Source organism: Parvibaculum sp., from assembly GCF_046297875.1.
Lineage (GTDB): Bacteria > Pseudomonadota > Alphaproteobacteria > Parvibaculales > Parvibaculaceae > Parvibaculum.
In genome coordinates this window covers 402,213-423,963 of the sequence record NZ_JBKBHD010000001.1, presented here as the reverse complement: position 1 = coordinate 423,963, position 21,751 = coordinate 402,213, and the positions used below count along the sequence as shown (strand labels likewise).

Genomic DNA, 21,751 nt, shown 5'->3' with positions numbered 1-21,751 from the left:
CATGACCACTTACGAAAACTTCAAGTTCGAAGTCGATGGCGACGGTATCGCCCTCGTCACCTGGGACATGCCGAACCGCACGATGAACGTGCTGTCGCAAAGTTCGATGGCCGACATGGCCTCGATCATCGAAAAGATCATGGGCGATGACGCAATCAAGGGCGCCATCCTCACCTCCGGCAAGGATGCCTTCTGCGCCGGCGCCGACCTGTCCATGATGGGCGGTCAGGCCGGTGGCGGCGAAGGTGGCGGTTCGCAGGAAGACCGCGTCCGCGCCATGTATGAGGGCAACCTCAAGTTCAACATGCTGCTGCGCTCGCTAGAGACCTGCGGCAAGCCCGTCGCGGCCGCGATCAACGGCACCGCGCTTGGCGGCGGCCTTGAGGTCACGCTCGCCTGTCACTATCGCGTCGTCGGCAACAACCCGAAGACGCAGATCGGCCTGCCCGAAGCGAAAGTCGGTCTCCTTCCCGGCGGCGGCGGCACGCAGCGTCTGCCCCGTCTCATCGGCGCACAGGCCGCTCTCCCGCTGATCCTGCAGGGCACCTCGCTCTCGCCGGAAAAGGCCGTGAAGGCCGGCGTCTGCAACGCGATCGCCGAACCCGGCCAGGAAGTCGCCACGGCGCGCGCCTGGCTCAAGGAAGGCCTCGCCCAGCCGAAGGTGAAGCTCGGCAAGAAGGGACCGGATGTTCATGCTATCGCCATCCAGCCCTGGGACCGCGAAGGCTATCGCATCCCCGGCGGCGGCCCGCATGATCCGAAGGGCGGCTCCGTCTTCACCATCGGCAATGCCACGCTGCACAAGACCACGCATGGCAACTTCCCGGCGCAGAAGTACATCATGTCCTGCATCTATGAAGGACTGCAGGTGCCGATCGAGGCGGGACTCCGCATCGAGACGCGCTACTTCACGAAGCTGCTGATGGACCCGCGCTCCAAGGCGATGATCCGTTCGCTCTTCCTGTCGATGCAGGAACTCGGCAAGGGTGCCCGCCGCCCGGCAGGCATCGCGCCTTTCCAGGTGAAGAAGCTCGGCATTCTCGGCGCCGGCATGATGGGTGCGGGCATTGCCTTCGTGTCGGCGCAGGCCGGCATGGAGGTCATGCTTCTCGACACCGATCAGGCAAATGCGGAAAAGGGCAAGGCCTATTCCGAAAAACTGCTGGCGAAAGCGCTTGAGCGCGGCAAGACCACGCAGGAAAAGGCCGACAAGCTGCTCGGCCTCATCAAGCCGACGACGAATTACGACGACCTCAAGGGCGCCGATCTCGTCATCGAGGCGGTCTTCGAAAACCGCGAGATCAAGGCGGATGTGACGAAGAAGTCCGAACCGCAGCTTGGCGAGGGCGGCATCTACGGCTCGAACACTTCCACCCTGCCGATCACCGGCCTCGCAGAAGCCTCGGCGAAGCCCGAGAACTTCATCGGCATCCATTTCTTCTCCCCCGTCGACAAGATGCAGCTTGTCGAAATCATTATGGGCAAGAAGACGAGCGACGAAACGCTTGCCAAGGCGATGGATTACGTGAAGCAGATCCGCAAGACGCCTATCGTGGTGAACGACAGCCGCGGCTTCTACACCTCACGCTGCTTCGGCACCTATGTCGGCGAAGGCCTTGCCATGCTCGGCGAGGGCGTACCTCCGGCCATGATCGAGAATGTCGGCCGCATGACCGGTATGCCCATGCCGCCGCTCGCGCTCAATGACGAAGTCTCGCTCGACCTCGCCTACAAGGTGCGCGAACAGACGAAAAAGGACCTCGGCGACAAATATGTCGGCTCGCCGGCGGACGATCTCGTCAGGAAGATGGTTGTGGATCTCGGCCGCGTCGGAAAGAAGGCGGGCAAGGGCTTCTACGACTATCCGGCGGACGGCAAGAAGAAGCTCTGGCCGGGTCTCGCCGAATTGGCCGGCAAATCCCAGAACCCGGACGACCTCGATGTGCAGGAGCTGAAAAACCGCTTCCTTTATATTCAGGCGCTGGAAGCGGCCCGCTGCTTCGAGGAAGGCGTAGTGACGGACGTGCGCGACGCCGATGTCGGTGCGATCCTCGGCTGGGGCTTCGCGCCCTGGGCCGGCGGTCCGCTCTCGCTGATCGACATGGTCGGTACGGCGGCCTTCGTGGAGCAGTGCGACAAGCTCGCCCAGAAATACGGGCCGCGCTTCACGCCGAACAAGCTGCTGCGCGACATGGCCTCGAAGGGCGAAACCTTCTACGGCCGCTTCGCGCCAGGCAAGGAAAAGGCCGCGGCCTGACCCTGCCCAGCATCTGACAACCGTAACGCCCCGTCGATAGACGGGGCGTTTTCTTTTGCCTGGTTTGGCGGAAAATGCTTGTTCTTTGTCATTTCCGCCAAGCTGATGCGGGCCTAGGCTGTTCGCATGTCCAGAGCCGCCAAATCGCCCCCCGGAAAGACTGCGCAAGCCCGGTCCCGCCGGGTGCTGATGCTGATCTATGAGGATGCGCAGATCCTCGATATTGCGGGCCCGGTTCAGCTTCTCTCGGCGGCGGTCGACGCCGCGACCGGCGATCCCGCCTATGAGGTCGAACTGGTGGCGGAGCGGCGTGGGCCCGTCGGCACGACGAGCGGTCTCACCCTGGCAGCGCACAAGGGTTTCGACGACCTCACTCCGGATGATCTCGCCCAAGTCGACACGTTCATCGTCTCGGGCGGCAATGGTTCGCGGGTCGAGATGGAGAACGAGGCATTGCTCGCCTTCGTGCGCAAGGCGGCAGCGCCCGCCCGCCGTGTCGTCTCGATCTGTACCGGCGCCGTCATCCTCGCAGCGGCAGGGCTTCTCGCCGGGCGCCGCGCGGCGACCCACTGGGCCTATGCGCCGACGATGCGGCAGCGTTTCCCGGATGTGGTGGTGGATGACGATGCGATCTACGTCCGCGACGGCAAGATCTGGACGAGCGCTGGAGTCACCGCGGGCATGGACCTCGCGCTTGCGCTCATCGAGGAAGATCTCGGCCGCGACATGGCGCTCACGCTTGCGCGCCATCATGTCATGTATCTGATGCGTCCCGGCGGCCAGTCGCAATTCTCCGCGCAGCTCGCCGCCCAGCATGTCGGCAATGAGCGTCTTGCACGCATCTGCACCTATATCGTCGAGAATCCGCGCGCCGATCTGACCGTGCCCGCACTTGCGGCGCGCGCCGCCATGAGCGAGCGGAGCTTCGCCCGTCACTTCGCCTCCGAAACCGGCTTCACCCCGGCGCAATTCGTCGAACGCGCACGCCTCGACGAGGCCTGCCGCCGGCTTGCAAGCGGCGACACATCGCTTGATGCCGTGTCGGCCGATGCAGGTTTCGGCGCTGCCGAGCGCATGCGCCGGGCCTTCATCCGCCATCTCGGCGTCACGCCCGGCCGTTACCGCGAAAGATTCCGCACAGCGCAACGCGATCTCGCGCCGATGGCCACCATGATGGAAGCCGCGCGCTCACACCACAAACAGCAGTCGCATTGAGGAGCATTGAATGACCCGCAACCGCAATATCGGCATTCTGATTTTCGACGGCGTCGAGGAGCTTGATTTCGTCGGCCCCTATGAAGTCTTCACCATGTCGAACGAGGTATATGGCCATGAAGGCCGAGAGCGGCCGGACCGCGTGATCCTGATTTCGGAAAAGGGCGGTACGATCACCGGCGCAAAGGGCATGACGGTGGAGGCTCATGTCTCGATCGCGGATGCACCTGCGCTCGATCTGATCCTTGTGCCCGGCGGCATCGGTACGCGCCGCGAGGCGAAGAACGAGGCGCTGCTCGCCTGGCTCGCCAGGGTTTCGGCCGGCTGCGAATGGGTGACGAGCGTCTGCACGGGTGCGCTGCTGCTCTGCGTGGCGGGGCCCGCGAAAGGCAAGCGCGTCACGACCCATTGGGCCTTCATCCCTGCATTGCGCGAGACGGATGGGAGCGCCACCGTGCTTGAGGAAGTGCGCTATGTGCGCGACGGCAATGTCGTGACCGCGGCGGGCGTGTCGGCCGGCATTGACATGGCGCTATGGCTTGTCGGCCAGATGCACGGAGAGGATCACGCTCGCAACACGCAGCGTGCCATGCAGTACGATCCCGCGCCGCCCTACGCCGCCGCCGTCTGAGGGTGGGGCTGGCGCATCGCCCGCTCATCCGGTCTAATCCCCTCAAAGAACAAGATTCTTTGAGGGGACCATGTCAGGCAGCAATCCGTTCGACCCGAAGCTTTTCACCGCAGACGCCATCTCCGCCGAAACGAAGGGCATCAACGATTTCATCATTGCGGGCATGAAGGAATTGCCCGAATGGTGGGAAATCGGCGTGCAGACCTTCCGCGACCAGCGCGCAAGGGGTGAGGGCGCCTTTCCGCTGGCGCCGAAATCGCCGCGCGCCCGCGAAATCGAGATCGATGGCAAGCTGGGCAAGGTGAAACTCCGCATCGTCGCGCCGGAGGTAAGCCCGAAAGGCGCCTATCTCCATATTCATGGCGGCGGCTGGGTGCTCGGCGGCGCCGACCAGCAAGACCCGATGCTTGAGCGGATCGCGGACAACACGGGTTTCGCCTGTGTCAGCGTCGAGTACCGCCTTGCACCGGAAAACCCCTATCCCGCCGGACCGGATGATTGCGAGGCGGCGGCGATCTGGCTCGCCAAGAACGCGAAAACCGAATTCGGCACCGGGCTCCTTGCGATTGGCGGCGAGTCCGCGGGCGGGCATCTATCCGCCGTCACGCTGCTCCGCATGCGCGACCGCCACGGCTTCACTGGCTTCGCGGGCGCGAACCTCGTTTTCGGTGCCTTCGACATGTCGATGACGCCGAGCCAGAAGGCCTTTGGCGACGAGCGGCTGATCCTGCGTACCATCGACATCGAGAAGTTCGGCGATGCCTTCATGCCGCCTCATATCGACCGGCGCGATCCCGATGTCTCGCCGCTATATGCGAGGCTCCACGACATGCCGCCTGCGCTTTTCACCATCGGCACGCGCGATGCGCTATTGGACGATTCGCTCTTCATGTATGGCCGCTGGATCGCGGCGGGCAACGAGGCGGAGCTTGCCGTCTTCCCGGGCGGCGCGCATGGCTTCATCGCCTTCCCCGGCGCCTTGGCGGCGGCGGCCAACAAGCGGATGGATGATTTCCTGAAGGGGCTCACAGCCTGACGGCTTTTCGGCCCGGTTGATCGGGGCGGCGGCGCGGAATGCCCGCCGCCTCTTTCGGATCAATAAATTGAACATTGTTCAAATTATTGATATATGTTCAATAACAGGGAAAAGTGGGAGAAAGCCTATGCCCTTCGAACATATTCTCTATGAACGGCAGGGCCGTGTGGCCACCATCACGTTGAACCGGCCGGACCGGCTCAACGCCATCGCCTCCGGCATGCCGCGCGAGATTGCCGCCGCCGTCGAGCGCGCGAACGAGGATGATGGCGTCCATGTGATCGTGCTGACAGGTGCGGGCCGGGCCTTCTGCGCGGGCTACGACCTCAAGGATTTTGCCGAGGCACCGGCCGGCAACCGGGCAACCGGTGTCGCGGCAGGCGATGCGCGGCCCTGGGACCCGATGGTCGATTTCAACATGATGTTCGCGAACACGAGGGACTTCATGTCGCTCTGGCGCTCCCACAAGCCGACCATCGCCAAGGTGCGCGGCTTTGCCGTTGCGGGCGGCTCCGACATTGCGCTCTGCTGCGACATGGTGGTGATGGCCGAGGATGCGAAGATCGGCTATCCGCCCGCCCGCGTCTGGGGTTGCCCCACCACGGCCATGTGGGTCTACCGCCTGGGGCCGGAGCGCGCCAAGCGCATGCTCTTCACCGGCGATCTCGTGACGGGAACCGAAGCCGCCGACATGGGTCTAGTGCTCGAGGCGGCGCCGGAAGCCGAACTCGATGCGCGGGTGGAGGCACTTGCCGCGCGGATGGCTGGCGTGCCGCGCAATCAGCTCATGATGCAGAAGCTCATGGTCAATCAGGCCTATGAGAATATGGGCCTGCAAACGACGCAGATGTTTGCGACGCTGTTCGACGGCATAACGCGCCATTCACCTGAAGGCGTCTGGTTCAAAAACCGCGCGGAGGCGGTCGGCTTCCAGCAGGCCGTGAAGGAGCGTGACAGCGGTGCGCCGATAGCCGAAGGCGTTTCCCGCTCGACTTACAAGTTCTGATGCGAAATGCAGCCGAAAAGCGCCGCGAGGATATTCGCGATCTGAAGCGCAAAGCGATCCTCGCTGCCGCGCGCCGCGTCTGCGATGCGGGCGGGCCGGAGGCACTCACCATGCGGGCTGTGGCCGCCGAAGCGGGCTATGCGCCGGGCGCTGTCTATACCTATTTCGCGGGGATAGATGAGCTTGCGATCGCGCTCACGGCGGAAGAACTCGGCCATCTGGCAAGGCGAATGCGCGAGGCGGCGGAACGGGCGGCCGGTCCTGCCGCCGCTCTGGCAGCGGCGGCGAAAGAGGCATTGAAGGCAACGGCGGGCAATGCGCCCCATGTCCGCCTTGCGGGCAGGCTCATGTCAGCGGAGGTGCTTCCCGCCGATCTCGACCGCGCGGTGACGGGCCGAGTTATCGCCATTCTGGAAGTGCTGGGCGGTCCTCTCCGCGCCGCAACTGGCCTCGAAGGAGAGGCCGCCCACCGCGAAATCCTCTGCCTGGCGGCGCTCCTCATCGGCCTTCGCGTGCTTGAAGGCTCGGGGAGGCTTCGCCCCCTCGGCTTCACCGCCGAAGGCCTCCTCACGCACAGGCTCGCCGCTTTGCCGCAGGCATGACAAGCGGCATCCCCACCCCTATGCTGCGGCACCCGCCATTCAGTCCTTTAATATGACCCGATGACAGAATTTCTCGATACGTTTCGCGGCACCGTGAATACATGGGAGTGCGATGAGGTCGGCCATATGAACGTGCAGTTCTATGTCGCCCGTGCCTCCGACGCCGCTTTCTATCTGCGCCATGCGCTTGGCCTCGCGCCCTCGCAGGTGCGCGGCGAGCGCCGTGCCATGGTGGCGCTGGAGGAGCATATCCGTTTCCACCGTGAGCTTCGCGCCGGCGACATCATGCATATGCGCTCGCGCCCCGTTGAAATCCGCGAGCGTACGCTGGTGAGCTTCCAGGAATTGTTCAATTCATCGACGGGCGAGGTCTCGGCGACGATCACCGCTGTCTCCGGCCATTTCGATCTCGATGCGCGAAAGCTCATTCCTTGGCCGGACGAGGCAAGGGGGCGCGCGGCGCCTTTCCTCGGGCCCCTGCCGCCTCACGCGGAGGCGCGCGGCGTCGAACGCGAGAAACGTCTGCCCGATATCAAACTCGAAGACGTCATGGATTTCATCGAAATCTATCGCGGCGCCGTCATGCCATGGGAGTGCGACGATTTCGGCCACATGAATTCGCGCTTCTACATGGCGCGCTTCTCGGATGGCGCCGGCCATCTCTGGCAGGCGCTCGGCTTCGGCAAGCGCAACATGCTGGACAAGCGGCGCGGCACGGTCGTTCTCGAAATGCGCCTCAACTATCATCGTGAGGTCGGCTCCGGCGCCATGCTCGTCGTGCGCAGCACGCTCACCCGCGTCGAACGGAAGACGCTGACCTTCACCCATTTCATGTTCGATGCGGAAACGGGCCTTCTCGCCGCAACGGGCGAGGCGATTGCCGTCATGCTCGATCTCGACGCGCGCAAGACGGTCGCCTTCACGGATGAGGAACGCGCCGCCGTTCTCCCGCATGTGAGGACGCTTGCATGAGCGGCATGATCGGCACCTACAAGGGCTATGTCTCGTTGCAGGAATGCGACGAGATGGGCCATATGAACATTCAGCACTACATCTCGAAAAGCTCCGACAGCTCCTACAATCTGCGCGTGGCGCTCGGCCATGCCGCGCTCGATCAGGCGGCATCGGGCCTTGGCTATGTCGCGCTCGAACATCACATCCGTTTTCACCGCGAACTCCGCGCGAGCGACCTCGTCACCATCCGCTCCGGCATCTTGGAAATCCGCGACAAGACAATGCGCATCTATCAGGAGATGCGCGAGGCGCTGGATGATCGCCTTGCAGCGACCTATGTGGTCGATACGGGTTGTCTCGATCTCGGAACGCGCCGCCTCGCGCCCTGGCCCGATCGCGTGCGCGCCAATGCGGAACAGATGCGCGTCTCGCTGCCGCCGGTGGCCGAAGCCCGCTCGCTGCCGCGCGAGGCCGTGGAGCGCGATGTCTCGCTCGTCCGTGCCGACGCGGAAGGCATGACAGAGACGAACCGCTCTGTCGTCAACACCTGGGAATGCGATACGAACGGCCACATGAATGCGCGCTTCTTCATGGCACGCTTTTCCGATGCGCAGGGCCATATGTGGGCCCATGCCGGACTCGGCCGCCATGAACAGGCCGCCCGCGGCCTTGCAACGGCAACGGTCGAGACGCGCCTGACCTATCTGCGGGAGCTGCGCGCGGGCGAAACGCTTTTTGTGCGCACCGCGATCCTGAAAACGGAGGGCAAGACGCTACGCTACCGGCATTGGCTCTTCAGCGGCGACACGGGCGAGCCTGCCTGTGCGGCGGAAGGCGCGGCGCTGCTGTTCGACAAGGCGACGCGCAAGGCCGTTCCCTTGCCGGAGCCGATCCGTCAACGCCTCTGAACAATTCGCAATCAAGAAACGGAAGAAAAGCATGAGCGAGATGATCGAAGTCGCAAGGTCGAGCGTCCAGACGTGGGAATGCGACCAGATGGGGCACATGAATGTGCAGTTCTATGTCGAGAAGGCGGGGCAGGGACTTGCCGCGCTTGGCCTCGCGCTCGGTCTTGGGCCCCGCTTCGCGCGCAATGAAGGTGCCCGGCTGCAGGTGAGCGATCATCATGTCTGTTTCCTGCGCGAACAGCGCCCCGGCGCGCCCTTCTTCCTCCGTGCGGGCATTCTCGAAGTGCGCGACTACGGTCTCAGCGTCTATGAGGAGATGGTGAACACGGCGTCGGGCGAACCCGCCGCCACCTTCAATGCCGAAGTGCAATGGGTGGATGACGAAACCCGCGAGGTGAAGCCGCTTCCCGCCAAGGCCAAGGCGGCGGCAAAGGCCCTCATTGTGGAGCGCCCGGCGCATGGCGCCCCGCGCGGCCTCGAACTCTACGATCCTCGCCCGGCGCCGAAACTGAAAGAAGCGGACGCCATGGGCATGGTTCGCGTCTGGCAGGGCGAGATCATGCCCGCGCTCTGCGATGCGCAGGGCTTCCTCACCGTGCGCAATTTCATGGGCATCGTCTCCGACGGCATTCCGAACCTGCTCGTGCAGACGAACGGCACGGATCGCTCGAAAACGCCGACCATTGGCGGCGCCGCGCTTGAATATCGCTTCGTCTATCGCCGCTATCCACGCGTCGGCGACATCGTCACGCTCAGAAGCGGGCTGAAACAGGTGGGACCGAAAACCTATACATGGTGCCACTGGCTGTTCGACCTTGAAACCGGCGAGGCAATCGCAACCGCCGAAGCCGTCGCCATCGCGCTGGATCTCACCACGCGCAAGGCGATCCCGATACCGGAAGAAATGCGCACGCACCTTGAATCTCTAGTAATCGAAGGCCTCGGCGTCTGACATAAGGAGAGGGGGGATATGGGAGGATTTCTTCGTCACCTGCTGACGCCGGATGAAGCGGCGCTGCTCGACCGCGCAGCCGCGTTCACCGAAAGCACTGTCCGCCCGAATGCGGCGGCATGGGAGCGCGAGCGGCGCCAGCCCGTTGAGGCGCTGCACGAGGCGGCTGCGCTCGGCCTCCTCCGTCTCGAAACGCCAAAGGCGCAAGGCGGGCTCGGCCAGCGCTATCTCGTCAAACTCGCGCTTTGCGAGGAAATGTCCGGCGCCGACATGGCCTTCACTTTCTCGATGGTGAATACGCAGAATGTGGCGGCGCGGCTTGCTTTCTCGCCCAATGCTCATCACCGCGACACCCATATCCCGGCCCTCATGTCGGGCGGGATATTCGGCGCAACGGCGCTGAGCGAGCCGGGCGCCGGCAGCGACTTCTCCTCGATCCGCACCAGCGCCCGGAAAGTGGATGGCGGCTGGCGTCTCGACGGTGAAAAGGCCTGGATCACCAACGTGACGATCGCCGATCTCTTCATCACCTATGTGCAGACCGATGCTTCCGCCGGCTGGCGCGGCATTGCCTGCTTCCTCGTCGATGCGAGGCGGCCGGGTTTCACCCGCGGCCCCGGCTATGACCTCATGGGCGGCCATGCGATCGGTGCGGGCGGCTTCACGCTCGAAAACTACATCGCGAGCGAAGACGACATGCTCGCCCCGCCTGGCGAGGCCTTCAAGCTCGCCATGAAGGGCGTGAATGGCGCGCGCGTCTATGTCGCCGCCATGTGCGCGGGCATGCTGGCTGATGCGCTTGACAGGGCGCTCCGCTATGGCGCCTCGCGCGAAACCTTCGGCAAGAAGCTTCTCGCCCATCAGGGGCTCAACTGGTCGCTCGGCAATGTCGCAAACGACCTCGAGGCATTGCGTGCGCTCACCGCTCATGCCGGTCAGCTGATCGACGCCGATGGAGATGCGGTAATGGCGGCCGCCCATGCGAAGAAATTTTCGGGCCGCGTGACCCTGCCGCGCATTGCCGATTGCATTCAGGCCATGGGCGCAAACGGGCTCAGGGAGGAGCACGGCCTGGGCCGCCACCTCGCATGCGCGAAGATTGCCGCCTATACCGATGGCAGCACGGAAATCATGAACGAGCGCATTGGTGCCGGACTGACAGCGCGCTAGCGTTCTTCCGCTTCCAGCCTGTCCGTGAAGGCGCGGATTTCCTGCGCCACCACATCGGGAAATTCCATCGGCAAGAAATGCGTCGCGCCTTTCACCTGCATCACATGCGCCTTCGGGTCGCGGCGCTTCAGGAGTTCGGGGAAGGGCGGGCGGCAGGTCGTTCCATGTTCGGCATAGAGCAGGGCGAAAGGCACATGCAGTACGCGCACGGACTTGCCGATATTGTGGCCCTGCGCGCGGAAGTTCGCCGCTTCCCAGGCGGGCGCGCATGAAAGCTCGATCTGTCCGTCATCGCGTGCCCGCGTCCCGCCCGCGATGTAGTCTTCGATGAAGCCGCGCGGCCATGTCCTGAAGGCGCCGCGCCCTTCATAACGCGACACGGCGCTCTCCTTGTCCGGGAAGCGCGCGCGCCGCTTTTCCGCGCCAAGCGCGAGCGGGTTGCCGTCGAACCCGAGCCGCTGCGAGAGCAGCATGATGTAGCGCGCACCGGACGGGATCATCACCGGATCGGCGAGCACAAGCCCGCGCACGAGATCGGGCCGCGCCGCCGCCGCCATGACGCTCGCCGCCCCGCCCATCGAATGACCGGCGAGAATGATCTTCCGCCCCGTCGCCTTCACGAAGGGTTCGATCATCGAAATGAGATCGTCGCGATAGACATACCAGTTGCGGTGGCGCGAGGGATCGGCCGGCAGCGTCGTCGCGCCGTGCCCGCGCGCATCCCAGGCGCGAATGTGAAAGCGGTCGGAAAGCCCGGAAAGAATCCGCGAATAGGTCTGTCCGTTGAAGCCATTGGCATGCGCGAAATGAAGCGGCGTCTTGTGAGGATCGTCCGCGCCCCATTCGAGATAGGAAATCTTGCCCTGCGGCAGCGGCAGTTCGCGCCGCACCGGCGTCTCGCACACAACGGAGTTCATTGAGTTCAATCCAGCAGTTTTTTCTTCTTGAGCCATCCGGCCACAATGCCGACGGCTTCGGCCACCTTGTCCGGCTGGCCTATATAATAGTGTGTCGCGCCTTTGACGACATGAAGTTCCTTGTCGTCATGTTGAACGCCCGCGAATATCCGCGCCGCATGGGAGGGCGTGCAGCCGTCATCGGCGCTGTTCTCGATCACGAGCACGGGCACCGATATGTCGCCCGCACATTTCGGCCCGTTCGCCCGGCTTTCCCGGTAGGACCATTGCGACAGCCAGGAGCGGAGCGAGGAATAGCGCGCAAGCCCCGCCGGCATCATGTTGACGGTCTTCGGTTCGCCCATGAAGCACCAGTTCGGCCCCTTGCGGTCGTTCGGGTCGATAGAGAGATCGAGCCAGCGCGGATCGGCCATCGTGCCATGCACAACGAAGCTGCGTTCCTCACCGCCGCGCCCTTCACGCTTCAGCCGTTCGAGCGTACCGCGAACCCAGGCATCGATCCGCCCCGAACGCGCCATCTGTGCCGCGCGGAAGCGCTCGAGATAGGCGTCGGTGTAGGGCGGCTGGTTTGGATTGCGCGGATCGTAGAGATCGAGCTCCACATCGCGGTCTTCCGGGTCGAGTTCGTTGCGGATCGAAGGGTCGAGCCATTCGGTCAGCGTGATCGCGCGGCTCACATGCGCCGCGAGCTGCAGCACGGCATCGGCGGGAATGAGCCCGGCGCCCGCGACATCCACAGGGTCGCCCCAGGGCGTTGCGGTGATCGTCGGCTTCTCGGCCTGGCTTTGATAGAACATAGACAGCGAGCCGCCGCCCGACCATCCTGCGAGGACGACTTTTTCGAAGCTGAGCTTCTCCTTGGCGTAGCGGACATAGTGCCCGAGATCGAGCAGCACCTTCTCCATGATGAGCGCGCTGTCATTGTGCGGATAGCGGCTGCCGCAGGTGAGGCAGGGAATGCCCGCCGCGGCAGCGGCGTTCGGCATCGGCAGCAGGTTCATCGTGCCGGACGGATGCATGAAGATCAGCACAGTCTTCGAAGTAGAGCCTTTCGGCTTCAGGTATTGGCCTTCGACGACGATGGTGTCGAGCGCGCCTGCATAGGTCTCCTTGAAAAGGGACTTCTCCTGCCAGTGCAGATGAAAGGGAATGCGCTCGACCTCGTATCGCCCGCTCATGGCGCTATTCCGCCGCCTGCTGCGCGGCCTTCCGGAAGTCGGGTTTTCGCTTGTTGAGGAAGGCGTCCACCGCTTCCTTGTGCTCGGCCGATGTGTAGCAGACCTTGAGCGCCTCGACTTCGCGCTTCTGCGCTGCCTTCATGTCGGTCTCGCAGGCATTCTGCGAAATGAGCTGCTTCGTCATGCGCAGCTGGCGCGATGGGTTCTCGGCAATGAGGCTTGCGATCTCGAGCGCCTTGTCGAGAAGCTGCGTACCGGGAACCACATATTCGCAGAGCCCCTTTTCCTTAGCCTCCGCTGCGGGATAGAGCCTGCCGGTCAGCATCATCTCGTTCGCCTGGCCCCAGCCCATGCGGCTGACGAGAAAATGCGATGAGGCGAGCTCCGGCACTATGCCCATTTTCACGAAGACCATGCCGAACTTCGCTTCTTCCGCCGCCACGATCACATCGAAGGGAAGGATCATGGTGACGCCGATGCCGACCGCCGGTCCGTTCACGGCGGCGATCATCGGCTTCGAGGAGCGCACGAGCTCGATCCAGTCCACATCGCTCGGCATGCCGCCATTGTCGTTGTTGCGGTCCTGGCCGTCGATCCGCGACTGGAATGTGTCGGAAATGTCCGCCCCCGCACAGAAGCCGCGCCCTTCGCCTGTCATCACGATGGCGCCGATATCGGGATCGTCATTTGCCCGTTTGATGGCGTCCGCCTGCTCGGCGGCCATGCGCCCGGTCCATGCGTTCAGCCGGTCCGGCCGGTTCATCGTCAGAATAAGGATGTTGCCGCGCTTCTCGGTCTTGATTTGTGTGTAGTCCATTCCCTATTTACTCCCGTATTCTTTTGCATGAAGTCTAGCAGCGCCGGGGGCCGCCACAAGGGAGCCCCCACTTCGCCTGCCTGACGCAGCGTCGGGGCCGATCCTTCCGGGAGGTGATCTTGTCGATACTCGATCTGGCGGTACAAAACCTTGTCTCGCCGATGGTGCTCTTCTTCGCGCTCGGTGTTGCCGCGGCGCTGGTCCGCTCGGACCTTTCGGTGCCTGAAGCGGCAGCCAAGTTCCTCGCGCTTTATCTGATGCTTGCCATCGGCTTCAAGGGCGGTACCGAGGTTGCGAAATCCGGCCTCGATGCGTCGATGGGCCTGACGATCCTGGCCGGTATCGGGCTCTCATTTGCCATCCCCGTCATCGGCTACACACTTTTAAGGCTCACCACTCGCCTCGGCGCCATCGATGCCGCCGCCGTCTCCGCCCATTACGGCTCCATCTCCATCGTCACCTTCGTCGCCGCGACCGAGATCGTCAAAAGCCTCGGCCTCGCCTTCGAGGGCTATCTGATTGCCGTTGCCGCCGTCATGGAAACCCCGGCCATCGTTGCGGCCCTTCTCCTCGCCCGCCGCGCCGCACCGAAAGAGGCAGGCGGGCAGGGCGAGGGCATGGGAACGCTGCTTCGTGAAGTCGGCACCAACGGCTCCATCGTCATTCTCGTCGGCGCCTTCCTGATCGGCTGGGCGACAGGTGAGCGCGGCATGGACATGATCGCACCCTTCATCGTCGATCCCTTCCGGGGCATCCTCTGCCTCTTCCTGCTCGACATGGGCCTCGTCGCGGGCCGGGGCCTGCGTCAGGGCGGGCGCGAGTTGTCGCCGGCACTCATCGCCTTCGGCATCTATTTTCCGCTCATCTCTGCTGCGCTCGCCGCCGCTTTCGCGGCCATGCTCGGGCTCTCGGTGGGCGGCGCCGCCCTCTTCATCACGCTGGCGGCCTCGGCCTCCTATATCGCGGTACCTGCCGCCATGCGGCTTGCATTGCCGGAAGCAAACCCCGCCATCTATCTCACGCTGTCACTCGGCGTGACCTTCCCCTTCAACCTCGCGCTCGGCATCCCGCTTTATGCAGCGGTGGCAGAGCGAATTGCCGGATGAGGTGACGCAATGGACATGCACAGAAAGAAGCGCATTGAGATCCTGCTCGAAGCACCGGCGCAGAAGCGTCTGACCGATCTCCTCGACCGGCTGGACGTGAACGGCTACACGGTGTTGCCGGTCATCGGCGGCAAGGGGCATCACGGTGTGTGGAGCCGGGAGGGCCTGCCTTCCGCGGCGGGCACGATGGTCTCTGTCAGCATCATCGCCTCGGAGGAAAGGCTGAATGAAGTGCTGGAGCCGGTCTTCGAACTGGTGCGCCGCCATATCGGCATCGTCACGGTCTCAGAAGTCATGGTGATCCGGGGCGACAGATTCTAGAGTTTGCAAAGGAGGGGACATGAAACTCGAACTGGAAGGCAAGCATGTCTTCATCGCCGGTGCGAGCCGCGGCATTGGCCTCGGCATGGCGCGCGCCTTTGCTGCCGAAGGCGCACAAGTGGCACTCGCCGCGCGCGGCGAAGCATCGCTCGATGCAGCACATAAGGCGCTGATTGCGGAAGGTATTAAGCCCGAAAATCTTTTCACCGTCGCAGGCGACATGACGGCCTCGGCGGAAATCGCCGCGGCGCTCGATGCGGCGGAAGCGGCGTTGGGCCCGCTTCACTGCGCGGTCGCGAATGTCGGCCTGTCGCGCGCGCCATTGGGCTTCGATGTGTCGGACGAGGATTGGGACGCCGACATGAAGCAGAACCTCTTCGGTTCCGTCTATCTCGCGCGCGAGGCCGCACGCCGCATCCTTATGCGCCCGCGCGAGACGCGCGAACATGCAAGCCTCATCCTGATCTCATCCATCGCAGGCGTCGATGCACTGGGCACCTCGCTCACCTATGCCGCCTCGAAGGCCGGCATCAATCATCTGACGCGCCAGCTCGCTAAGTTCACTGGCAAGGAAGGATTGCGCGTCAACGCCATCGCCCCCGGCAACATTCTCTTTGAAGGCGGTGTCTGGGACCGCAACACGAAGGAGCGGCCCGAAGCCTGGGACCGCTGGATCAAGCGCGAAGTGGCGCTCCGCCGCTTCGGCACGGTCGAGGACATCGCGGATGCTGCCCTCTTCCTCGCCAGCCCCCGCGCGAGCTTCATCACCGGCGAGGTGCTCGTCGTTGATGGCGGTCAGGTGCGGTGAGGTTCAGTCCTTCCCGATGGGTCCGTCCTTGAACAGCCGCTCGCGCATCTCCTTGTCGAAGCGCGGATTGTTGCGGCGGAGCCATTCCAGCACCATCACCGCATGCTCGATTTCCTCGTCGCGATTGTGCTCGAGGATTTTCGTGAGCTCCGGATCGGTGCAGGCTTCGGCGCGCTGGTTGTACCAATCGACGGCCTCGAGCTCCTCCATCAGCGACACGATGGCGCGGTGCAGGTTGAGCGCTTCGGGCGACAGATTGGTTTCGTGCAGGCCTTCGCTGGACATGGGGACTCCTGTGGGCTTCGGAAATTCCGGCGGTTCGTATGTCGCCGCCGGTTCGGGTTGCGCCGCGCGGCGCCGGCCGAATAGACGTGAGAGAAAGCCGCTATCGCTCATTCAAGAACCAGACGGAACTGGCGCCTCGTCAGGCGCGGGAAGGCGGGGAAGGAAAGTAGCTCGCCGCCACCCGCCATTTCTAGCATGGAAATCGCCTTCTCGCGCTGTTCCCCCTGCAACGTCGCAAGGAAATCGAGTCCACGCTGAAGCATCCAGAGCTCGAAGGTGAAGATTGCCCGCGTACCTGTCGCGCCTTCCAGCGCGAATTCATGCTGGCCGAGTGCGCGCGGTACGGGCTCTTTGCCCGCGATGAGCTGCGGGTTCGCCTCCACATGCTCTTTCAGGGCAATTGCCGTTTTTTTGAGCACGGGCAGAAATTCCTGCATCATCCGTGCAAGGATGGGAAGGATGGTCTCCGGCACTTCATCATGCGCGAGGAAGGCGCCGCCCTTGGGAGCGGGCGGCTTCGTCATCCGCTGCACCCATTTCACAACATTCGGCGCGAGCTTCTTCATGATCTCGCCCGATGCCGGATCGCGGAACTGGTGCGCATAGAGCGGCCCGTAAAGTCCGAAATCGCCGATCGAGGGCCGCGTACCGAACAGGAAGCCGTGCTTGGCAAAATGCGCATCGAGTTCGGCAAGCAATCCCTCGTAGGATTTCTCGATGGCCGCCCCCGTCGCCTCCGACACGCCGAGAAAGGGGAGGGCGCCCGCAAAGGGCTTCGCCGTTTCCTCGCCCGTAGCACGCTGTCCTGCCTTGTCGAGATCGGGCCGCGACAGCCGCCCGAATTCCGAGATCGCGAAGTCGCGGTTCTTCGTCCAGCGGTAATGCATGGCCGGCAGCTTCAGCCATTCATCCGCATAGGCTTCGATGAGCAGCGCCGCGAGCTTCTGCCGCGCGCCTTCGGGATAGACCGGCGCCTCGGGAAACCGCGCCTCGAAATTGTCGATGATCTCGGATGAGTCCTGCCAGGTCTCGTCCTCCGGCGTCACCACCACGGGGATCACCGGCCAGCCGACACGGGCAAGGATCACATTGCGGTAGATGTCGCGCGTTGGTGTGATTTCGGAAAAGGGGATGCGCTTGTAGCGCAGATAGGCGCGCACCTTGCCCGAGAAGTAGCTCACTTCCGCGCCGTAGAACTCATATCCTCTGGTCATCGCATTTTGTCCCGTCTGTGCGGCTTCCCGCGTCTGCCGGCGGATTGTTCTATATATCGGCACAGTTTGTGTCAATTTATGCGGGCCATCAGCGCCCGAGAACTTCTTTCGCTTCGGCGCCGCTCAGCACGTCGACATGAAGCGCCTTCATGCAGCGGTCGAGACAGACGATGAGGCGCGTCGGCCGCTCACCTGTCCTGTAGAAGAAGACATTGTACCGCGTCCCACCAACATTGGAGAGGGCGTCGAGTTGCCAGATGTCCCGAAAGTCCGGCAAGGCTTCATTCTGGTTTGTTGCCAGCCGGAGCAGGCTGGTGGCGCGCTCTCTGCGTTCGCCGGTCGCCTCGCCACCGCTTATTTCCTCGAAGCGGATATCGTAGCGTGCATCGAAACCGGCGCCCTGCTTCGGAGCCTCCGCGCCGGGCGGCAGCGCGAAAAGCGACACGATATCGGCCGAGCCGCGCACCACCCAGGCTTCCCCCTCGACCGGCACCAGCACCTGCCCATCCTGTGTGCAAACGAGCACAAGCCACTGGTCGAAAGGCGGTGGCACCGGAGCTGCCTTGCCCGCCGGCGCCCGCAGGCAGAGGAAATCTTCAGGGTCGTCTTCGGTGCTCGGGGCGGATGGCATTGGAACCGCCGGGACGCTTGTGGTTTCGTCCAGCGATGCATCGGGCACCGGCCTTTGCGGCGGCGGATAGATAACGCGCGGTTCGGGTTTGCGCGTCGCGGGCAGAGAAAGCACGGACTCGTCCTCGGGAATGTCGAGCCCGTCTTCGCGATTGCTCATCGGGCCGGGCAACGGGTCGCCGGGTTCCCAGACCTGTGCGACAAGCGGCAAGGCGAGCAGAAACGCCACCGCCACAACGGCAATGGAGCGCTTTTGTGGACCGAGATTCCGCATGCCCGCTTTTGCCGCGCTTACGGTACGCGCGCCCATCTCCCGCAGCAATTCCAACCCCCGCTCGCGCATGCCTTCCCGAAAATCGCTCCGCCCTGCAATCAGTCGGCACAGATCGCCAGGGCCAGCCTCTCGCCAACACTATCGGGCTTTCGTTGAGCCGCAAAGCCGGTCACCGACGGCGCAAGACGCAAACGAAACTTTCTACAGGCTGACGCTTCTCCATCCGCAGCACGCAGCTGCCGAAGGAAACAACATCGAAGCCATGCGCACTGGTACGTTCGCGAATATAGGTTTCGGTATGCCGGAAGCGCCGTGACGGGCCGATCTCGAAGCCGCGCGCCGCGGCCTCATCGGATTTGCCGTCCGATTTTTCCGTCGAGAAGACGAACCACCCATTCGGTGAAACCGATCTTTCAACCGCGCCGAAAAGCGGATCGAGGTCGCCGAGATAGATCAGTGTGTCGCAGGCAATGGCGAGGCCGAACGGTCGTGATGCGGTGTTGAGTGCCGGGATGATGTCGCCTGTAACGACGTCCGAATAAAAGCCGGAGGCTTCTGCCGCCGCGCACATGCGCGGACTGAGATCGACACCCAGGAGCGAGCGGCAAAAGGGAGCAAAGACCTTTCCCGAAAGCCCGGTGCCGCTGCCAAGATCGATTGCGTCATAAGGCGCGGCTGCCGCAAACCCCTCAGCCGCTTCCGCCGCCGCACGCAGAAGCTCGGGCCCGCGATAGGCTAGCGTCTCGACCATGTGCCCCTCATAGCGAGGCGCATAGCCGTCGAAGAGTGCACGCACATAGGCCGCACTCGCGCGGGCAGGCGCGGGCTGCGCCTCAAGCTCGGCAAGGCGGATACCTGCGCCGCGCCGGTCCGCCGGGTCTTCTGCCTGCGCCGAACGGAAATTCCGCGCCGCGCGCTCGCGTTCGTCGAGCAGCGCCCAGGTCTCGCCGAGCCGGAAATGCGCCTCTGCGCGCAGGCCGGAGTCGCGCTCGCCATCATCTGTCGCAACTCGCAACACACGCTCGAAATCGGCAATGGCGCGCGCGGTGTCCTCCGCGGCCAGCCGTGCTGCGCCGAGCGCAAGAAGCACTTCCGCCGACTGGCCGTCGAGGAAACTCGCTTCGCTGAGCGCATCGAGCGCTTCCTGATGCCGCCCGGCCAGGCTAAGGGCGCGGGCAAGCACCATGAGACTGCGTGGATTGGCCTCGCCGGACTGCATCAGGGGAACGATCAGCGCAGCCGCGCGCTCGGGTTCACCGAGATCGATCACGCAATGGGCGAGCGAAGCGATGAGCCCTGCCGGCCATCCTTCCCGCTGCCGCTCCGCAGCGATGTGTTCTGCATGGGTAAGCGCTGCTTCGCGGTCGCCTGCCGCTATCAGGCGTTCCATGATCGAAAGCGGATCATCGCCTTCTGTCTCGCCGGGATGCGTTTTATCCGCAAACGGATGAGTGACGGTCAGTCCGGGAGGGATTGCGTCGTCGCTGGTCATGCAGTGTTCACATGAAAAAAGCCGGGCGGATGTCTCGCCCGGCTCGATTTATCTCTTTCCTGCGTCCCTGTGCAAGGGGCTCGCGAAGGTGGGGTGAGTTAGGCCTTCAGCGTGCACTTGCCGTTGTTGATGACGACCGCGTCGCGTTCCTTCACGCGGGCACGGAAAGAGATCACGCCCTTGTCCTTCCAGAGATCGACCGTCACTGTGTCGCCAGGGAAGACGGGCGCCGAGAAGCGCACATCGAAGCCCGTGATCTGCGTCGGGTCATGGTCGAGCGCGCCCGTGATGATTGCGCGGCAGCAGGTGCCATAGGTGCAGAGCCCGTGCAGGATCGGCTTGGGAAAGCCGACCGCCTTGGCGAACTCGGGGTCGGAGTGGAGCGGGTTCCGGTCGCCCGAAAGCCGGTAGAGCAGGGCCTGGTCCGGCCGCGTCTCGGCATCCACGCTCATGTCCGGCGCGCGGTCCGGCAGCTTGTGGGGTTCGGGCGCGCCCTCGCGCGGGCCGCCAAAGCCGCCGTCGCCGCGCGCGAAAATGGTCGAAGTCAGCGTGCAGAGCTTGTCGCCGCCCTTTTCGGTGAGGTCCGTTTCGGTGACGATGATCGCACCCTTGCCTTCGCCCTTGTCCCAAGCGCCCACCACGCGGCTGTCGGCCGTGAGTTTCGCTGCCACCGGCAGCGGGCGGTAGAGCTTCAGCTTCTGCTCGCCATGCACCACCATCGCGTAGTTGATGCCGCTGTCGCCGATGGCGCCCGCGCCCCAGGCCACCACGGTCGCAAGCGTCGGCACCGTCTTCAGGTTCTTCTCATAGACGAAGGGTAGCTCCTTTGCGTCCAGCGGATCGCGCCCGAAGCCGATGCCAAGCGCGTAGAGCATGGTTTCGCGGTCGCCATAGCTGAACTCCTGGCCGGTCGCCTTCAGGCTCATGAGTTTGTCGTAGTTGATCGCCATTTCGGCCTCCCCTTGGGCTGTTGAATAGGTTTCTTGGCCATAAGAAAGCGGTTCCGCACGGCCCGCGCAAGCATGCTTGTCCACAATCTCGAATGGCGGATGCCCATTGCGCACCCGACCCTCCTTTGCGCATCCGCCCGGCATGGTAAGGTCCCGGCAAAACCTGGGTTCAGCGGAGAACACACATGAAGGATTCGGCCTGTTTCAAAGTCGAGATCAAGGACCATATCGCGCATATCGTTCTGAACCGTCCGGAAAAGATGAACGCGATGAACCGCGATTTCTGGCATGACCTGCCCGCAATCGTGCGCGAGATCGACGAAGGCGCGCTTGCTCGCGTGATCGTCATTTCATCGACGGGCAAGCATTTCACTTCGGGCATGGACTTGTCCGTCTTCACCTCCGGCCCGGACATGGCGGGCAAGGAGACGGGTCGCATCCGCGCAAACCTGATGCAGACCGTGCTGAAACTTCAGAAGACCTTTTCCTGTCTCGATGAGGCGCGCATGCCGGTGCTGATGGCGGTGCAGGGGGGCTGCATCGGCGGTGGCGTCGATTTCGCATCTGCCTGCGACATGCGCTATTGCACGAAGGACGCCTTCTTCTGCATCCAGGAAATCAATATCGGCATGACGGCGGATGTCGGCACCTTCCCGCGCCTGCCGCATCTGATGCCGCAGGGCCTCGTGCGCGAACTTGCCTATACGGGCCGGCGCCTCTTCGCCGAGGAGGCAAAGTCCAGCGGCTTCGTCAACGCCGTGTTCGACACGCAGGAAGAGATGCTCGCCGCCGTCATGGGCATCGCGAAGGACATCGCCGCCCGCTCGCCGCTTGCCGTCTACGGCTCGAAGGAAATGATCAATTATGCGCGCGATCACTCGATCGCCGATGGCCTGAAACATATCGCCGTCTGGCAGACCGGCATGTTCCAGCCGCATGACATGATGGAAAGCTTCGCGGCCAAGTCAGAGAAGCGCGAGCCGGAGTTCGACGACCTTCTCCCCGTGCAGAGCATTCTCTGACGGCGG

Annotated in this window: 22 protein-coding genes; 14 read left to right on the top strand and 8 right to left on the bottom strand. The window is 63.7% G+C overall.

From position 1 onward, the window contains the following. Window position 1 precedes the first annotated feature (1 nt). The 10 genes from ACK4FH_RS02135 to ACK4FH_RS02090 all read left to right on the top strand — a co-directional run bounded on the left by ACK4FH_RS02135 (window position 2) and on the right by ACK4FH_RS02090 (window position 10,731). Window positions 2–2,257: a 3-hydroxyacyl-CoA dehydrogenase NAD-binding domain-containing protein gene (locus ACK4FH_RS02135; RefSeq protein ID WP_409810779.1), complete on the top strand. Its 2,256-nt coding sequence runs from the start codon at window positions 2–4 to the stop codon at window positions 2,255–2,257. Between the two features lie 126 nt (window positions 2,258–2,383). Next, window positions 2,384–3,472 carry a GlxA family transcriptional regulator gene (locus ACK4FH_RS02130; RefSeq protein ID WP_409810777.1) on the top strand — a complete coding sequence of 363 codons (1,089 nt, stop codon included), beginning with the start codon at window positions 2,384–2,386 and terminating at the stop codon, window positions 3,470–3,472. A 10-nt stretch (window positions 3,473–3,482) separates the two neighbouring features. Continuing rightward, entirely contained in the window at window positions 3,483–4,103 is a 621-nt protein-coding gene (locus tag ACK4FH_RS02125) for a DJ-1/PfpI family protein (RefSeq protein WP_409810775.1), read from the top strand. 70 nt (window positions 4,104–4,173) lie between these two features. Next, the gene (locus ACK4FH_RS02120) at window positions 4,174–5,139 is read left to right on the top strand and encodes an alpha/beta hydrolase (RefSeq protein WP_409810773.1); all 966 of its coding nucleotides are present in this window, start codon (window positions 4,174–4,176) and stop codon (window positions 5,137–5,139) included. 127 nt (window positions 5,140–5,266) lie between these two features. Next, complete coding sequence (locus ACK4FH_RS02115; protein ID WP_409810771.1) at window positions 5,267–6,145, top strand: crotonase/enoyl-CoA hydratase family protein; 879 nt, start codon at window positions 5,267–5,269, stop codon at window positions 6,143–6,145. Next, the gene (locus ACK4FH_RS02110) at window positions 6,145–6,747 is read left to right on the top strand and encodes a TetR/AcrR family transcriptional regulator (protein WP_409810769.1); all 603 of its coding nucleotides are present in this window, start codon (window positions 6,145–6,147) and stop codon (window positions 6,745–6,747) included. The genes ACK4FH_RS02115 and ACK4FH_RS02110 overlap by 1 nt, the downstream gene beginning before the upstream one ends. Before the next feature lie 60 nt (window positions 6,748–6,807). Next, the gene (locus ACK4FH_RS02105; RefSeq protein WP_409810767.1) at window positions 6,808–7,719 is read left to right on the top strand and encodes an acyl-CoA thioesterase; all 912 of its coding nucleotides are present in this window, start codon (window positions 6,808–6,810) and stop codon (window positions 7,717–7,719) included. After that, a complete protein-coding gene (locus ACK4FH_RS02100; protein WP_409810765.1) occupies window positions 7,716–8,609 on the top strand; it encodes an acyl-CoA thioesterase in 894 nt (297 codons plus the stop codon). Before ACK4FH_RS02105 ends, ACK4FH_RS02100 begins: the two co-directional genes overlap by 4 nt. A gap of 31 nt (window positions 8,610–8,640) precedes the next feature. After that, the gene (locus tag ACK4FH_RS02095) at window positions 8,641–9,561 is read left to right on the top strand and encodes a thioesterase family protein (RefSeq protein ID WP_409810763.1); all 921 of its coding nucleotides are present in this window, start codon (window positions 8,641–8,643) and stop codon (window positions 9,559–9,561) included. An 18-nt stretch (window positions 9,562–9,579) separates the two neighbouring features. After that, window positions 9,580–10,731: an acyl-CoA dehydrogenase family protein gene (locus ACK4FH_RS02090; RefSeq protein WP_409810761.1), complete on the top strand. Its 1,152-nt coding sequence runs from the start codon at window positions 9,580–9,582 to the stop codon at window positions 10,729–10,731. On the opposite strand, the gene ACK4FH_RS02085 is transcribed toward ACK4FH_RS02090, so the two are convergent. From ACK4FH_RS02085 to ACK4FH_RS02075, 3 genes are read right to left on the bottom strand one after another with little or no spacing between them, the layout of a single operon-like run. After that, window positions 10,728–11,648, bottom strand: coding sequence for an alpha/beta fold hydrolase (locus ACK4FH_RS02085; protein ID WP_409810760.1), 921 nt, complete (start codon window positions 11,646–11,648; stop codon window positions 10,728–10,730). The genes ACK4FH_RS02090 and ACK4FH_RS02085 overlap by 4 nt on opposite strands. 5 nt (window positions 11,649–11,653) lie before the next feature. Beyond that, window positions 11,654–12,826 (bottom strand): alpha/beta fold hydrolase, encoded by a 1,173-nt coding sequence (locus tag ACK4FH_RS02080; protein WP_409810758.1) that lies wholly within the window; start codon window positions 12,824–12,826, stop codon window positions 11,654–11,656. 4 nt (window positions 12,827–12,830) lie between these two features. Then, complete coding sequence (locus tag ACK4FH_RS02075) at window positions 12,831–13,643, bottom strand: enoyl-CoA hydratase/isomerase family protein (protein WP_409810756.1); 813 nt, start codon at window positions 13,641–13,643, stop codon at window positions 12,831–12,833. Between the two features lie 113 nt (window positions 13,644–13,756). On the opposite strand from ACK4FH_RS02075, the gene ACK4FH_RS02070 reads away from it, so the two are divergent. Genes ACK4FH_RS02070 through ACK4FH_RS02060 form a run of 3 tightly spaced genes read left to right on the top strand, consistent with a single transcriptional unit; the run spans window position 13,757 to window position 15,878 of the window. After that, window positions 13,757–14,749 (top strand): sodium-dependent bicarbonate transport family permease, encoded by a 993-nt coding sequence (locus tag ACK4FH_RS02070; RefSeq protein WP_409810754.1) that lies wholly within the window; start codon window positions 13,757–13,759, stop codon window positions 14,747–14,749. A 9-nt stretch (window positions 14,750–14,758) separates the two neighbouring features. After that, window positions 14,759–15,070, top strand: a complete 312-nt coding sequence (locus ACK4FH_RS02065) for a DUF190 domain-containing protein (RefSeq protein WP_409810752.1) — start codon at window positions 14,759–14,761, stop codon at window positions 15,068–15,070. A 19-nt stretch (window positions 15,071–15,089) separates the two neighbouring features. Then, window positions 15,090–15,878, top strand: coding sequence for an SDR family NAD(P)-dependent oxidoreductase (locus ACK4FH_RS02060; RefSeq protein ID WP_409810750.1), 789 nt, complete (start codon window positions 15,090–15,092; stop codon window positions 15,876–15,878). Window positions 15,879–15,881: 3 nt separating this feature from the next. Here ACK4FH_RS02060 and ACK4FH_RS02055 read toward each other — a convergent pair whose 3' ends face one another. From ACK4FH_RS02055 to ACK4FH_RS02035, 5 genes are all read right to left on the bottom strand, one after another. After that, window positions 15,882–16,163: an encapsulin-associated ferritin-like protein gene (locus ACK4FH_RS02055; RefSeq protein ID WP_409810748.1), complete on the bottom strand. Its 282-nt coding sequence runs from the start codon at window positions 16,161–16,163 to the stop codon at window positions 15,882–15,884. Window positions 16,164–16,270: 107 nt separating this feature from the next. Continuing rightward, on the bottom strand, window positions 16,271–17,377 hold the full coding sequence (locus tag ACK4FH_RS02050) for a glutathione S-transferase family protein (protein ID WP_409810746.1): 1,107 nt from the start codon (window positions 17,375–17,377) through the stop codon (window positions 16,271–16,273). A gap of 88 nt (window positions 17,378–17,465) precedes the next feature. Continuing rightward, complete coding sequence (locus ACK4FH_RS02045) at window positions 17,466–18,317, bottom strand: hypothetical protein (RefSeq protein ID WP_409810744.1); 852 nt, start codon at window positions 18,315–18,317, stop codon at window positions 17,466–17,468. A gap of 133 nt (window positions 18,318–18,450) precedes the next feature. Next, window positions 18,451–19,773 (bottom strand): methyltransferase domain-containing protein, encoded by a 1,323-nt coding sequence (locus tag ACK4FH_RS02040; RefSeq protein WP_409810743.1) that lies wholly within the window; start codon window positions 19,771–19,773, stop codon window positions 18,451–18,453. Between the two features lie 98 nt (window positions 19,774–19,871). Further along, complete coding sequence (locus ACK4FH_RS02035; RefSeq protein WP_409810741.1) at window positions 19,872–20,723, bottom strand: MaoC/PaaZ C-terminal domain-containing protein; 852 nt, start codon at window positions 20,721–20,723, stop codon at window positions 19,872–19,874. 185 nt (window positions 20,724–20,908) lie between these two features. On the opposite strand from ACK4FH_RS02035, the gene ACK4FH_RS02030 reads away from it, so the two are divergent. Next, the gene (locus tag ACK4FH_RS02030; RefSeq protein WP_409810739.1) at window positions 20,909–21,745 is read left to right on the top strand and encodes a crotonase/enoyl-CoA hydratase family protein; all 837 of its coding nucleotides are present in this window, start codon (window positions 20,909–20,911) and stop codon (window positions 21,743–21,745) included. Window positions 21,746–21,751 lie beyond the last annotated feature (6 nt).